Here is a 15,724-nt window from a genome sequence, read left to right as displayed (position 1 = left end):
ACCCCGGACATCCCCGCTGTTGACCCGGCCGCGGCTCAAATGTCCGCCCCCCCGCGTCAACCCCGCGGCGCCTTGGTCTAACTCAACCCGTGTTTGATCCCGGGCGTTCGGGGCCGCGCGGCCCGCCACTCCTTTCGCGTCGAAGGGAGGCTGCGTAACGCGAAGAGTGCGAAAACCTCTTTCCTGAGGGCCGCAAACAGGCCTTCAGGAAACGGGTTTTCTCCCGTTTCTGGCCCGCCGCCAATTGGCGCCGGGTGAAAAGACAAGAAGCCGCCGACAGGCGGTGGGCAACAAGACAGGGCCGCCAAGGTGGCCCGAGATGCAAGGCGAGCCGCGGCGAGGCTCGTCCCGAGAATTGAGCTAAGGAGCGACGATGGCCCAGACCCAGACTTTCAATGGCCGCAGACGCGTACGCAAGTTTTTCGGAAAGATCCCGGAAGTTGCGGAGATGCCGAACCTGATCGAGGTTCAGAAGGCATCCTATGACCAGTTCCTGATGGTGGAGGAGCCCAAGGGTGGGCGTCCTGACGAGGGACTGCAGGCAGTTTTCAAGTCGGTCTTCCCGATTTCCGATTTTTCCGGCTCCTCGATGCTGGAATTTGTGAAGTATGAGTTCGAGGGACCGAAATTCGACGTTGACGAATGCCGTCAGCGCGACCTGACCTATGCGGCGCCGCTCAAGGTGACGCTGCGCCTCATCGTGTTCGATATCGACGAGGATACCGGCGCCAAGTCGATCAAGGACATCAAGGAGCAGGACGTCTACATGGGCGACATGCCGCTCATGACCTTGAACGGCACCTTCATCGTCAACGGCACCGAGCGCGTCATCGTCTCGCAGATGCACCGTTCGCCAGGCGTCTTCTTCGACCATGACAAGGGCAAGTCGCACTCGTCCGGCAAGCTCCTGTTTGCCGCGCGCGTCATTCCCTATCGCGGTTCGTGGCTCGACATCGAGTTCGACAGCAAGGACGTCGTGCATGCCCGCATCGATCGCCGCCGCAAGATTCCGGTGACGTCGCTGCTGATGGCGCTCGGCATGGACGGCGAAGAGATCCTGTCGACCTTCTACAACAAGATCACCTACAAGCGCGCCGGCGACCATTGGCGCATCCCGTTCAACGTCGAGCGTTTCCGCGGCCTCAAGGCCGTTGGTGACCTGGTCGACGCCGACACCGGCGAAGTCGTCGTCGAGGCCGGCAAGAAGATCACCGCCCGCCAGGCCAGGGCGCTCGGCGAAAAGGGTCTCAAGGCGATCAAGGCGACCGACGAGGATCTGCTCGGCAACTACCTTGCCGAGGATATTGTCAACTACGCGACCGGCGAGATCTTCCTCGAAGCCGGCGACGAGATCGACGAAAAGACGCTGAAGGTGCTGCTTGGCACCGGTGAGGATGAGATCAAGGTCCTCGACATCGACCACGTCAACGTCGGCGCCTACATCCGCAACACGCTCAACGTCGACAAGAACGAGAGCCGCCAGGACGCGCTGTTCGACATCTACCGCGTCATGCGCCCCGGCGAGCCGCCGACGCTGGAAACCGCTGAAGCCATGTTCAACTCGCTGTTCTTCGACAGCGAGCGCTACGATCTGTCGGCCGTCGGCCGCGTCAAGATGAACATGCGCCTCGAGCTCAAGGCCGAGGATACCGTGCGCGTGCTGCGCAAGGACGACATCCTGGCCGTGGTCAAGACGCTGGTCGAACTGCGCGACGGCAAGGGCGAGATCGACGACATCGACAATCTCGGCAACCGCCGTGTGCGCTCGGTCGGCGAGCTGATGGAGAACCAGTACCGCGTCGGCTTGCTGCGCATGGAGCGCGCGATCAAGGAACGCATGTCCTCGATCGAGATCGACACGGTGATGCCGCAGGACCTGATCAACGCCAAGCCGGCGGCTGCCGCCGTGCGCGAGTTCTTCGGTTCCTCGCAGCTGTCGCAGTTTATGGATCAGACCAACCCGCTTTCGGAGATCACCCACAAGCGCCGTCTTTCGGCGCTTGGACCGGGCGGTCTGACCCGCGAGCGTGCCGGTTTCGAAGTGCGCGACGTGCACCCGACGCATTACGGCCGCATCTGCCCGATCGAGACGCCGGAAGGCCCGAACATCGGCCTGATCAACTCACTTGCGACCTTCGCGCGCGTCAACAAATACGGCTTCATCGAGAGCCCGTACCGCAAGATCGTCAATGGCAAGCTGACCAATGAGGTCGTTTACCTGTCGGCTATGGAAGAGGCCAAGCACCACGTCGCGCAGGCCAATGCCGAGCTCGACAAGAATGGTCATTTCGTCGACGAATTCGTCATTTGCCGCAACGCCGGCGAAGTGATGATGGCGCCGCGCGAAAACGTCGATCTGATGGACGTGTCGCCGAAGCAGATGGTGTCGGTGGCCGCGGCCCTGATCCCGTTCCTCGAGAACGACGACGCCAACCGTGCGCTGATGGGCTCGAACATGCAGCGTCAGGCCGTGCCGCTGGTGCGCGCCGAAGCGCCGTTCGTCGGCACCGGCATGGAGCCTATCGTCGCCCGTGACTCGGGCGCCGCCATCGGCGCCCGCCGCGGCGGCATCGTCGACCAGGTGGACGCGACGCGCATCGTCATCCGCGCCACGGAAGATCTCGATCCCGGCAAGTCCGGCGTCGACATCTACCGGCTGATGAAGTTCCAGCGTTCGAACCAGAACACCTGCATCAACCAGCGTCCGCTGGTGCGCATGGGCGACCGGGTCAACAAGGGCGACATCATCGCCGACGGCCCGTCGACCGAGCTCGGCGATCTGGCCCTCGGCCGTAACGTGCTGGTCGCGTTCATGCCGTGGAACGGCTACAACTACGAGGATTCCATCCTCCTGTCCGAGCGCATCGTCGCCGACGACGTCTTCACCTCGATCCATATCGAGGAGTTCGAAGTCATGGCCCGCGACACCAAGCTGGGGCCGGAGGAGATCACGCGCGACATTCCCAACGTCTCGGAAGAAGCGCTGAAGAACCTCGATGAGGCCGGCATCGTCTACATCGGTGCGGAAGTGCAGCCGGGCGACATCCTGGTCGGCAAGATCACGCCGAAGGGCGAAAGCCCGATGACGCCGGAAGAAAAGCTGCTGCGCGCCATCTTCGGTGAAAAGGCCTCGGACGTGCGCGACACCTCGATGCGCATGCCTCCGGGAACCTTCGGCACCGTCGTCGAAGTGCGTGTCTTCAACCGCCACGGCGTCGAGAAGGACGAGCGCGCCATGGCCATCGAGCGCGAGGAGATCGAACGCCTCGCCAAGGACCGCGACGACGAGCAGGCGATCCTCGACCGCAACGTCTATTCGCGTCTTTCCGACGTTCTCGTCGGCAAGGAAGCGATTGCCGGGCCGAAGGGCTTCAAGAAGGGCTCGAAGCTGTCGAAGGACACGCTCGACGAGTATCCGCGTTCGCAGTGGTGGCAGTTTGCCGTGGAGAACGAAAAGCTCCAGAGCGAACTGGAAGCCCTGCGTGGCCAGTACGACGATTCCAAGAAGGCGCTCGAGCAGCGCTTCATGGACAAGGTCGAGAAGGTGCAGCGCGGCGACGAGATGCCTCCGGGCGTCATGAAGATGGTCAAGGTCTTCGTGGCCGTGAAGCGCAAGATGCAGCCCGGCGACAAGATGGCTGGCCGACACGGCAACAAGGGTGTCGTGTCGCGGATCGTTCCGGTCGAGGACATGCCTTTCCTCGAGGACGGCACGCATGCCGACATCGTGCTCAACCCGCTGGGTGTGCCGTCGCGCATGAATGTCGGCCAGATTCTGGAAACGCACCTGGGCTGGGCCTGCGCCGGAATGGGCAGGAAGATCGGCGATCTGATCGATGCGTACAAGACAGCGGGCGACATCAAGCCGCTGCGCAAGACGCTCGAGAGCTTCATGCCGGCCAACGACCGCAACGAGCCGGTCCGCGAATATGACGACGAGAGCATCGTTCGCCTCAGCGAGCAGATGCGCCGCGGCGTCTCCATCGCGACACCGGTGTTCGACGGCGCGCACGAGGCCGACATCAACATCATGCTGGAGCAGGCGGGCCTGCACACCAGCGGTCAGTCGCAGCTCTATGACGGACGCACCGGCGAGCCGTTCGATCGCAAAGTGACGATGGGCTACATATATATGCTCAAGCTTCACCACCTTGTGGACGACAAGATCCACGCGCGTTCGATCGGTCCGTACTCGCTCGTTACCCAGCAGCCGCTGGGCGGCAAGGCGCAGTTCGGTGGCCAGCGCTTCGGCGAGATGGAGGTCTGGGCGCTCGAAGCGTACGGCGCCGCCTACACGCTGCAGGAGATGCTGACGGTGAAGTCGGATGACGTCGCCGGACGCACCAAGGTCTACGAGGCGATCGTCAGAGGCGACGACACCTTCGAGGCCGGCATTCCCGAGAGCTTCAACGTTCTCGTCAAGGAAATGCGGTCTCTCGGCCTCAATGTCGAGCTGGAGAACACCAAGCTCGACGACAACCCGATCCGGCTGCCCGACGCGGCCGAGTAAGCAAGACGTCCGGCCGCGGTCTTCCCGCGACCGGACGCACCAAATTCTCGGCCGATGGCCGATCAAGTCGGCGGGCGTTTGGCCCGCGCTAGATGCAAGGGGTTTTCGAGGACCCCGAAAAGGAGAACGGCATGAACCAAGAGGTCATGAATCTCTTCAATCCCCAGGCGCCCGCGCAGGTGTTCGATTCCATCCGGATCTCGCTTGCCAGCCCTGAGAAGATTCTGTCCTGGTCGTTCGGCGAGATCAAGAAGCCGGAGACCATCAACTACCGCACCTTCAAGCCGGAGCGTGACGGCCTGTTCTGCGCGCGCATTTTTGGCCCGATCAAGGACTATGAGTGCCTGTGCGGCAAGTACAAGCGCATGAAATACAAGGGCGTCATCTGCGAGAAGTGCGGCGTCGAAGTCACGCTGTCGCGCGTCCGCCGCGAACGCATGGGCCATATCGAGCTGGCGGCACCGGTCGCCCACATCTGGTTCCTGAAGTCGCTGCCGTCGCGCATCGGCACGCTGCTCGACATGACGCTGAAGGACATCGAGCGGGTCCTCTACTTCGAGAACTACATCGTTACCGAACCCGGCCTCACCGCGCTGAAGGAGCACCAGCTGCTCAGCGAGGAAGAGTACATGATGGCCGTCGACGAGTATGGCGAGGATTCGTTCACCGCCATGATCGGCGCCGAGGCGATCCACGACCTTCTGGCCGGCATGGACCTCGAGAAGATCGCCGGCGACCTGCGTTCTGAGCTGGCTTCGACCACCTCCGAGCTCAAGCAGAATAAGTACCTGAAGCGGCTCAAGGTCGTCGAGAACTTCATGGAGTCCGGCAACCGTCCGGAATGGATGATCATGAAGGTGGTTCCGGTGATTCCGCCGGACCTGCGCCCGCTTGTCCCGCTGGACGGCGGCCGTTTCGCCACGTCGGATCTGAACGACCTCTATCGCCGCGTCATCAACCGCAACAACCGCTTGAAGCGGCTGATCGAGCTGCGCGCGCCCGGCATCATCGTGCGCAATGAAAAGCGCATGCTGCAGGAAGCCGTCGATGCGCTGTTCGACAACGGCCGCCGCGGCCGCGTCATCACCGGCGCCAACAAGCGTCCGCTGAAGTCGCTGTCCGACATGCTGAAGGGCAAGCAGGGCCGGTTCCGCCAGAACCTGCTCGGCAAGCGCGTCGACTATTCCGGCCGCTCGGTCATCGTCACCGGTCCGGAGCTCAAGCTCCACCAGTGCGGCCTGCCGAAGAAGATGGCGCTCGAACTGTTCAAGCCCTTCATCTACGCCCGTCTCGACGCCAAGGGCTACTCCTCGACCGTCAAGCAGGCGAAGAAGCTGGTCGAGAAGGAGCGTCCGGAGGTCTGGGATATCCTCGACGAGGTCATCCGCGAGCATCCGGTGCTGCTGAACCGCGCACCGACGCTGCACCGCCTCGGTATCCAGGCGTTCGAGCCGATCCTGATCGAAGGCAAGGCGATCCAGCTGCACCCGCTGGTCTGCACGGCCTTCAACGCCGATTTCGACGGCGACCAGATGGCGGTCCACGTGCCGCTGTCGCTGGAAGCGCAGCTCGAAGCCCGCGTGCTGATGATGTCGACCAACAACATCCTGCACCCGGCTTCCGGTGCGCCGATCATCGTGCCGTCGCAGGACATGGTTCTCGGTCTCTACTATCTCTCGATCGTCAATCAGAACGAGCCTGGCGAGGGCATGGTGTTTGCCGACATGGGCGAACTCCAGCACGCGCTCGAGACCAAGGCGGTGACGCTGCATGCCAAGATCAAGGGGCGCTTCCGCACGGTCGACGCCGACGGCAAGGTCGTGTCGAAGATCTACGACACCACGCCTGGCCGCATGATCATCGGCGAGCTGCTGCCGAAGAACCACAACGTGCCCTACGAGACCGCCAACCAGGAGATGACCAAGAAGAACATCTCCAAGATGATCGACACCGTCTACCGCCATTGCGGTCAGAAGGAGACGGTCATTTTCTGCGATCGCATCATGGCTCTCGGCTTCAGCCACGCCTGCCGTGCCGGCATTTCGTTCGGCAAGGACGACATGCTGATCCCGGACGCCAAGATCAAGCTGGTCTCCGACACCGAGGCTTTGGCCAAGGAGTACGAGCAGCAGTACAATGACGGTCTGATCACCCAGGGCGAGAAGTACAACAAGGTCGTCGACGCCTGGGCCAAGTGCTCGGAAAAGGTCGCCGACGAAATGATGGCCCGCATCAAGGCGGTCGAGTTCGAGGACAACGGCCGTCAGAAGCCGATGAACTCGATCTACATGATGTCGCACTCCGGTGCGCGCGGCTCGCCCACCCAGATGCGCCAGCTCGCCGGCATGCGCGGCCTGATGGCCAAGCCTAGCGGTGAAATCATCGAGACGCCGATCATCTCGAACTTCAAGGAAGGCCTCACCGTGCTCGAGTACTTCAACTCGACCCACGGCGCCCGCAAGGGGCTGGCCGACACCGCCTTGAAGACGGCGAACTCGGGTTACCTGACGCGTCGTCTCGTCGACGTGGCGCAGGACTGCATCGTCAACTCGCTCGACTGCGGCACCGACAAGGGCCTCACCATGCAGCCGATCGTCGATGCCGGTCAGGTCGTCGCCTCGGTTGGTCAGCGCGTTCTCGGCCGCACCTCGCTCGACGACATCACCCACCCGGTCACCGGCGAGGTTCTGGTCAAGGCCGGAACGCTGATGGACGAGCGTGACGTGGAACTGATCGAAAAGGCCGGCGTGCAGTCGGTCCGCATCCGTTCGGCGCTGACCTGCGAGGTCAGGGTCGGCGTCTGCGCGGTCTGCTACGGCCGCGATCTGGCCCGCGGCACGCCCGTCAACCAGGGCGAGGCTGTCGGCGTCATCGCGGCGCAGTCGATCGGCGAGCCGGGCACCCAGCTCACCATGCGTACCTTCCACATGGGCGGCACGGCGCAGGTGGTGGATTCCTCGTTCCTTGAAGCCTCGTACGAGGGCAAGGTCGAGATCCGCAACCGCAACGTGGTGCGCAACTCCGACGGCCAGCTGATGGTCATGGGCCGCAACATGGCGGTGCTGATCCTCGACGAAGCCGGCAAGGAACGCGCCACGCACCGCGTCACCTACGGTTCGCGTATCTTCGTCGACGATGGCGACAAGGTGAAGCGCGGCCAGCGCATTGCCGAGTGGGATCCTTATACCCGCCCGATCCTCACCGAAATCGAGGGCAGGGTGGCATTCGAGGATCTGGTCGATGGCATTTCCGTTCAGGAAACCGCCGACGAATCGACCGGCATCACCAAGCGCGAGGTCATCGACTGGCGTTCGACGCCACGCGGCAACGACCTCAAGCCGGCGATCGCCGTCCTGGATGCCAAGGGCAAGGTCGGCAAGCTGTCGAAGGGCGGCGACGCCCGCTTCCTGCTCTCGGTCGAGGCCATTCTTTCGGTCGAGCCGGGCGCACAGGTTCGCCCCGGCGACGTGCTGGCGCGTATCCCGATGGAAAGCGCCAAGACCAAGGACATCACCGGCGGTCTGCCGCGTGTGGCCGAACTGTTCGAGGCACGCCGTCCGAAGGATCACGCCATCATCGCCGAGATCGATGGCACGATCCGCTTCGGCCGCGACTACAAGAACAAGCGCCGCATCATCATCGAGCCGCATGACTCGACGCTTGAGCCGGTCGAATACCTGATCCCGAAGGGCAAGCCGTTCCATCTCCAGGACGGCGACGTCATCGAGAAGGGCGACTACATCCTCGACGGTAATCCGGCGCCGCACGACATCCTGGCGATCAAGGGCGTGGAGGCGCTTGCCTCCTACCTCGTCAACGAGATCCAGGAAGTCTACCGACTGCAGGGCGTGTCGATCAACGACAAGCACATCGAGGTGATCGTTCGCCAGATGCTGCAGAAGGTCGAGATCACCACGCAGGGCGATTCGACCTACATTCCGGGCGACCACGTCGACGTGATCGAGCTGGAAGAGGTCAATGAGCGCCTGGTCGAGGAAGGCAAGAAGCCGGCCGAAGGCCAGCCGGTGCTGCTCGGCATCACCAAGGCCTCGCTGCAGACGCCGTCCTTCATCTCCGCCGCTTCCTTCCAGGAGACGACGAGGGTGCTGACCGAAGCTGCGGTTGCGGGCAAGACCGACATGCTGCAGGGTCTGAAGGAAAACGTCATCGTCGGCCGGCTGATCCCGGCCGGTACCGGCGGTACGATGAGCCAGATCCGGCGCATCGCCACCTCGCGCGACGAGTTGATCATCGACGAGCGCCGCAAGGCGTCCGGCGTCGAGGTCGCCGAGCCGATGCTGACCGACATGGTTAACGCGGCGCAGTAAGCGCGCAAGAAAGAGAAGATAGAAAAGGGGCCCAAGTGGCCCCTTTTCGCGTTGTGGTTCCCCAATCGGATCGGAGGAGAACGATGAGCAGGAAGATCTGGGCTTCTGTCGACGACTACATTGTCGAAGCTCTTTTCGAGGCGGATCCCGCCCTCGATGCCGTTCTGGCGGCCAACCATGATCAGGGCCTGCCGCCTATCGACGTTTCCCCGGCACAAGGCAAGCTGCTCTCACTTCTTGCGCGAATGCAGGGAGCGAAGAAGGTACTCGAAATCGGCACGTTGGGCGGTTATTCGACAATCTGGATGGCGCGAGCATTGCCGATGGACGGCAAGGTCGTGACGCTCGAGCTTGATCCGCACCACGCCAGTGTCGCGCGGTCGAACTTTGAACGAGCAGGGGTGTCTGACCGTGTGGAACTGCGGGTCGGACCGGCGCTTCAATCGCTTGCGGCCTTAGGCGCCGAGAATGCCGGGCCGTTCGACTTCATCTTCATCGACGCCGACAAGCCGAACAACCCGCACTATCTGTCCTGGGCCATGCGTCTTTCGAGGCCGGGGACCGTCATCGTCTGCGACAATGTCATCCGTGACGGCGCGGTGGTGAATGAAGATGGTCGCGATGCCAATGTCGAAGGGGCACGCGCGGCGTTCTCGTTCATCGGCAGCGACAAACGTCTGGAAGGCACCGCGATCCAGACTGTTGGCGCCAAGGGCTATGACGGCTTTGCAATAGCGATCGTTAATTGAATTTGTGCGGTGCGCCGGCCGGACCTGCGATCCGGCGGCGCCCACTGATCAATCGAAAAAAGCTTCCACCACATTGCGCTTGCCGAGCATGAAGGCGTCGGCGACGTGCTGCAGGGGCGCGAGATCGACGTCGGAGGTGCCGGCGCGCACGATCTCGGCGAAGCGCTTGTAGAGCATCGGATATTCGGCTTCCGGCTCCTCGTGAACGACGCGGCCATCGATGGCGAGCGTTGAGCCGCCGCCAGAAAGCACCATCGATCCGGCCTCGGTATCGGCCAGGATGTCCCAGCTTTGCGGGCCGGTCTGACGCCAGTCGAGTTCCATCGTCACCGGCAGACCGTTCGAAGTGCGGAAAGCGATATGGGCGGCGATCGGTGCCGCGCGGTTCTCGGGGAAATCGAGTTCTGCCGAGCTGATGAACATCGGCGGCAGGATGTGGGTAGCGATCGACAGGGCGTTGATGCCGGGATCGAACACGCCAAAGCCGCCGGGAGCCCAGATCCATTCCTGATTCGGATGCCAGCGGCGCACGTCTTCTTTCCAATTGATGGCGGCCGACCTGATCGTTGTCGATCCAAGGAATGCGCGCGCAGCTTCGACAGCCGGCGCATAGCGTGAATGCCAGCTGGCGAACAGGCAGACGCCGTTCGCTGTCGCCAGCGCCTTCAGGTCTTCGACCTCGCTGACCGTGGCGCCGGGCGGCTTTTCCAGGAAGACATGCTTTTTCGCCGTGAGCGCCAAGCGCGCGGCGTCGTAACGAAACTGCGGCGGCATGCACAGCGACACCGCCTCGAGCTCCGGCACCGCGTCGAGCATCGCCTCGATCGTCGGGAAATTCGGGATGTCTTCGACTTTGCCGTGGCGGCTGGCTGCGGCGACCAGGCGATAATCCTGGTCCTTCGCCAAGGCCGGCAGGTGCTGGTCGCGGACGATCTTTCCCACGCCGACGATGCCGAGCTTGATGGGATTAGAGGACATGGGAGCTCCGCAGGTTAAGTGTGCTTGGTTTTGCCAGAGGTCGCTTCTTAGCAGAGAACTTGTGCCGGGCAAGTCGCCGGGCTTTGTCGCCGGCCCGTGAGATCGACCGCGATTCAGATCTCTTCAGATCGGCACATCGAACGTCACGATCGACACTTCGCCTTCGAGCGCGCCCTGATAGGCGGACAGATGCGGCTCCTCGTCGGGCACGCCGTCCAGGTCGCCGATCTGATCGAGCTCGGCCTCGGCATAACCTTCCGCGGCAAGTGATTCGAGAGCGCGGCGCACCGCCGAATCGTCGTCCGGCGCGACCAGCATCACATGCACGCCTTCCGGCTTGCCGCCTTTGCGCTTCCACACCCGGCCGGTAATAATGGTGACCGGGCGCTCCTCATTGTCATTCACGGGTTCGTACCTCCGGGCGAGGGGGTTTGGGCTGCTCATGCCGCCTTTTCGCACGAAGCACGGCCTGGAAACAGCCGCAAGCCGGTCACTTTCTGGCTTCCTCTTGAAAAACGGCGCAAGAAAATTACATGCGCTTTTCGCATGGCTGCCACGCCTCGGGTTCAGCGCAATATTTGCCGCTCCGGGGTTGACGGACAGTGGCCATACGAGTAGAAGCCGCCCAGTCAGAACCGATGTGAGGCTCTTGCTTCCGAAGCGACACGCTTTGGAGTTTGCCTCAAACAGGGTTCGTTTTACGAGCGAAAAGACATTTCCGGCGTGCATGAAGCGGCTTCCGCTTCCTCTGCCATTTGTTCGGGCAAGACCGCGAGGCGCGGTTTGTGGCCCGAATTTGCGTATGGAAATGACGCTTTGAGCGGCCCTGACCGGGCGAGACACGGAATTGAGAGACAAGAGGGTTTAATGCCTACCGTCAACCAGCTGATCCGCAAGCCGCGCATTGCGCCGGTGAAGCGCAACAAGGTCCCGGCCATGCAGCAGAACCCGCAGAAGCGGGGCGTCTGCACGCGCGTCTACACCACGACGCCGAAGAAGCCGAATTCGGCGCTGCGCAAGGTGGCCAAGATCCGCCTGACCAATGGTTTTGAAGTGATCGGTTACATCCCCGGCGAAGGCCACAACCTTCAGGAGCACTCGGTGGTGATGATCCGCGGCGGTCGCGTCAAGGATCTTCCGGGCGTCCGCTACCACATCATCCGCGGCGTGCTCGACACGCAAGGCGTGAAGAACCGCAAGCAGCGCCGTTCGAAATACGGCGCCAAGCGTCCGAAGTGACCGAAGCGTAGCCAAGGTCGTTCCGGGCGGCGTCAAGCGACGATCCGGGATCCAGGCCACCGCGTAGAATTGAGGCAGAGAAAAAATGTCCCGTCGTCACAGTGCAGAAAAGCGTGAGATCAATCCGGACCCCAAGTTCGGCGATCTGATCGTCACCAAGTTCATGAACGCCGTCATGTATGACGGCAAGAAGTCGGTTGCCGAGACCATCGTCTACGGCGCGCTCGACCAGGTTCAGTCCAAGACCAAGCAGGAGCCGGTCACCGTCTTCCATCAGGCGCTCGACAATGTCGCGCCGCATGTGGAAGTGCGTTCGCGCCGCGTCGGCGGCGCCACCTACCAGGTTCCAGTCGATGTGCGCCCCGAGCGCCGTCAGGCATTGGCCATCCGCTGGTTGATCGCCGCCGCCCGCAACCGCAACGAGACCACTATGGTCGACCGCCTCTCCGGCGAGCTGATGGACGCGGCCAACAACCGCGGCACCGCCGTCAAGAAGCGTGAAGACACCCACAAGATGGCAGAAGCCAACCGCGCTTTCGCGCACTACCGCTGGTAAAGCGCGAACGAGACTGAAGAGGCACCTCCCATGGCCCGCGAATATAAAATCGAAGACTACCGCAATTTCGGTATCATGGCGCACATCGACGCCGGCAAGACGACGACCACCGAGCGCGTCCTCTATTACACGGGCAAGTCGCACAAGATCGGCGAAGTCCACGACGGCGCTGCCACGATGGATTGGATGGAGCAGGAGCAGGAGCGCGGCATCACCATCACGTCGGCCGCGACCACGACCTTCTGGAAGGGTCGCGACGGCAAGATGCACCGCTTCAACATCATCGACACCCCCGGCCACGTCGACTTCACCATTGAAGTCGAGCGTTCGCTGCGCGTGCTCGACGGCGCCATTGCGCTGCTCGATGCCAATGCCGGTGTCGAGCCGCAGACGGAGACCGTCTGGCGCCAGGCCGACAAGTATCGCGTGCCGCGCATGATCTTCTGCAACAAGATGGACAAGATCGGCGCCGACTTCTACCGCTCGGTCGAGATGATCGGATCGCGCCTCGGTGCGCATGCCGTCGTCATGCAGCTGCCGATCGGCGCCGAGACCGAGTTCAAGGGTGTCGTCGACCTCGTCGAGATGAACGCGCTGGTCTGGCGCGACGAGACGCTGGGCGCTGCCTGGGACATCGTCGAGATCCCTGCCGACCTCAAGGCTCGTGCCGAAGAATACCGCGAGAAGATGATCGAGGCCGCCGTCGAAATGGACGAGACGGCGCTCGAGAATTACCTCGAAGGCAAGATGCCGAGCAACGACGAGATCCGTGCGCTCATCCGCAAGGGCACGATCGCGGTGAAGTTCTATCCGATGTTCTGCGGCTCGGCCTTCAAGAACAAGGGCGTGCAGCCGCTGCTCGACGCCGTCGTCGAATATCTGCCGTCGCCGGCCGATGTCCCGGCCATCAAGGGCGTCGACGCCAAGACCGACGCCGAGATCGAGCGTCATGCCGACGACAACGAGCCGCTGTCGATGCTTGCCTTCAAGATCATGAACGACCCGTTCGTCGGTTCGCTCACCTTTGCCCGCATCTATTCGGGCAAGCTCACCAAGGGCATCTCGGTCGACAACACCGTGAAGGGCAAGAAAGAGCGCATCGGCCGCATGCTGCAGATGCATGCGAATTCGCGCGCCGACGTCGAAGAGGCGTTTGCCGGCGACATCGTCGCCCTCGCTGGCCTCAAGGACACCACCACCGGCGACACGCTCAGTGATCCGCTGCATCCGGTCATCCTCGAGCGCATGGAATTCCCCGATCCGGTCATCCAGATCGCCATCGAGCCGAAGACCAAGAACGACCAGGAAAAGATGGGTCTCGCCCTTCACCGCCTGGCCGCCGAGGATCCGTCCTTCCGCGTCAAGACTGACGAGGAATCGGGCCAGACGATCATTTCCGGCATGGGCGAGCTTCACCTCGACATCATCGTCGACCGCATGCGCCGCGAGTTCAAGGTCGAGGCCAATGTCGGCGCGCCGCAGGTGGCCTACCGCGAGACGATCACCCGCAAGCACGAGCAGGACTACACGCACAAGAAGCAGACCGGCGGTACCGGCCAGTTCGCCCGCGTCAAGATCCTGTTCGAGCCGAATCCGGAAAGCAGCGAATTCGAGTTCGAAACCAAGATCGTCGGCGGCGCTGTGCCGAAGGAATACATCCCCGGTGTCGAAAAGGGCATCAACAGCGTCATGACCTCGGGCCCGTTCGCCGGCTTCCCGATGATCGGCGTCAAGGCGACGCTGATCGATGGCGCCTACCACGACGTGGACTCGTCGGTTCTGGCCTTCGAAATCGCCGGCCGCGCCTGCTTCCGTGAAGCAGCCCCCAAGCTTGGCGTGCAGTTGCTCGAGCCAATCATGAAGGTCGAAGTGGTGACGCCGGAAGATTACGTCGGCAGCGTTATCGGCGACCTGAACGGCCGTCGCGGCCAGATCCAGGGCCAGGAAGCCCGTGGCGTGGCTGTGGTCATCAACGCGATGGTGCCGCTCGCCAACATGTTCAAATACGTGGACAACCTTCGCTCGATGAGCCAGGGCCGCGCGGCCTACACGATGCAGTTCGACCACTACGAGCCGGTCCCGACCGCGGTCGCCCAGGAAGTCCAGAAGAAATACGCGTAACTCGAAACGAGTTGCATCAGTAACTTAATTCAAGGCCCGCACGGGCTGGCAGGAATGGAGAGATCACATGGCAAAAGGTAAATTCGAGCGCACTAAGCCTCATGTGAACATCGGCACGATTGGTCACGTCGATCATGGCAAGACGTCGCTGACGGCGGCGATCACCAAGTATTTTGGCGAATACAAGCGCTACGACCAGATCGATGCGGCACCCGAAGAGAAGGCGCGCGGCATCACCATTTCGACGGCGCACGTCGAATACGAGACCGCCAACCGCCACTATGCCCATGTCGACTGCCCCGGCCACGCCGACTATGTGAAGAACATGATCACCGGTGCCGCGCAGATGGACGGCGCGATCCTGGTGGTGTCGGCCGCCGACGGCCCGATGCCGCAGACCCGCGAGCACATCCTTTTGGCCCGCCAGGTCGGCGTGCCCTCGATCGTGGTGTTCTTGAACAAGGTCGACCAGGTCGACGACGCCGAGCTGCTCGAGCTGGTCGAGCTCGAGGTGCGTGAGCTTTTGACCAAGAACGAGTTCCCCGGCGACGACATTCCGATCGTCAAGGGTTCGGCGCTTGCCGCCCTTGAAGATTCCGACAAGAAGATCGGCGAGGACGCCATCCGCGAATTGATGGCTGCGGTCGATGCCTACATCCCGACGCCGGTGCGTCCGCTCGACAAGCCGTTCCTGATGCCGATCGAGGACGTATTCTCGATCTCGGGCCGTGGCACGGTTGTGACCGGCCGCGTCGAGCGCGGCGTCGTCAAGGTCGGCGAGGAGCTGGAGATCGTCGGCATCCGTCCGACCACCAAGACGACCTGCACGGGCGTCGAGATGTTCCGCAAGCTGCTCGACCAGGGCCAGGCCGGCGACAACATCGGCGCGCTGCTGCGCGGTGTCGACCGTGAAGGCGTCGAGCGCGGCCAGGTCCTGGCCAAGCCCGGCACCGTCAAGCCGCACAAGAAGTTCGTTGCCGAAGCCTACATCCTGACCAAGGACGAGGGCGGCCGCCACACGCCGTTCTTCACCAACTACCGTCCGCAGTTCTATTTCCGCACGACGGACGTGACCGGCATCGTGTCGCTGCCGGAAGGCACCGAGATGGTGATGCCGGGCGACAACATCACCGTCGATGTCGAGCTGATCGTGCCGATCGCCATGGAAGAGAAGCTGCGCTTCGCCATCCGTGAAGGCGGCCGCACCGTCGGTGCCGGCATCGTCGTCACCATCACAGAGTAA

The 15,724-nt window shown here is 62.6% G+C and carries 9 protein-coding genes; 7 read left to right on the top strand and 2 right to left on the bottom strand.

What is annotated here, in order from left to right:
• Positions 1–373 precede the first annotated feature (373 nt).
• From rpoB to NKH04_RS27025, 3 genes are all read left to right on the top strand, one after another.
• Entirely contained in the window at positions 374–4,510 is a 4,137-nt protein-coding gene (rpoB, locus tag NKH04_RS27035) for a DNA-directed RNA polymerase subunit beta (protein ID WP_352874931.1), read from the top strand.
• A gap of 131 nt (positions 4,511–4,641) precedes the next feature.
• Positions 4,642–8,838 (top strand): DNA-directed RNA polymerase subunit beta', encoded by a 4,197-nt coding sequence (gene rpoC / locus NKH04_RS27030; protein ID WP_352975142.1) that lies wholly within the window; start codon positions 4,642–4,644, stop codon positions 8,836–8,838.
• An 83-nt stretch (positions 8,839–8,921) separates the two neighbouring features.
• Positions 8,922–9,587, top strand: coding sequence for an O-methyltransferase (locus NKH04_RS27025; protein ID WP_023680445.1), 666 nt, complete (start codon positions 8,922–8,924; stop codon positions 9,585–9,587).
• Between the two features lie 48 nt (positions 9,588–9,635).
• Here the strand turns inward: NKH04_RS27025 and NKH04_RS27020 are convergent, their stop codons facing one another.
• On the bottom strand, positions 9,636–10,565 hold the full coding sequence (locus NKH04_RS27020; protein ID WP_352975140.1) for a Gfo/Idh/MocA family protein: 930 nt from the start codon (positions 10,563–10,565) through the stop codon (positions 9,636–9,638).
• Between the two features lie 123 nt (positions 10,566–10,688).
• Positions 10,689–10,970: a transcriptional regulator gene (locus tag NKH04_RS27015; protein WP_254817147.1), complete on the bottom strand. Its 282-nt coding sequence runs from the start codon at positions 10,968–10,970 to the stop codon at positions 10,689–10,691.
• Positions 10,971–11,432: 462 nt separating this feature from the next.
• Between NKH04_RS27015 and rpsL the strand changes: the two genes are divergently transcribed.
• From rpsL to tuf, 4 genes are all read left to right on the top strand, one after another.
• The gene (gene rpsL / locus NKH04_RS27010; RefSeq protein WP_006333356.1) at positions 11,433–11,804 is read left to right on the top strand and encodes a 30S ribosomal protein S12; all 372 of its coding nucleotides are present in this window, start codon (positions 11,433–11,435) and stop codon (positions 11,802–11,804) included.
• Between the two features lie 85 nt (positions 11,805–11,889).
• Entirely contained in the window at positions 11,890–12,360 is a 471-nt protein-coding gene (rpsG, locus tag NKH04_RS27005) for a 30S ribosomal protein S7 (protein WP_008875664.1), read from the top strand.
• Between the two features lie 30 nt (positions 12,361–12,390).
• Positions 12,391–14,481: an elongation factor G gene (gene fusA / locus NKH04_RS27000; protein WP_023680448.1), complete on the top strand. Its 2,091-nt coding sequence runs from the start codon at positions 12,391–12,393 to the stop codon at positions 14,479–14,481.
• A gap of 67 nt (positions 14,482–14,548) precedes the next feature.
• A complete protein-coding gene (tuf, locus tag NKH04_RS26995; protein WP_352614181.1) occupies positions 14,549–15,724 on the top strand; it encodes an elongation factor Tu in 1,176 nt (391 codons plus the stop codon).

Origin of the sequence: Mesorhizobium sp. M1365 (assembly GCF_040317865.1) — a bacterium.
Classification (GTDB): Bacteria; Pseudomonadota; Alphaproteobacteria; order Rhizobiales; family Rhizobiaceae; genus Mesorhizobium.
The sequence above is the reverse complement of the archived record's forward strand: the minus strand, read 5'-3'. Positions and strand labels throughout refer to the sequence as shown.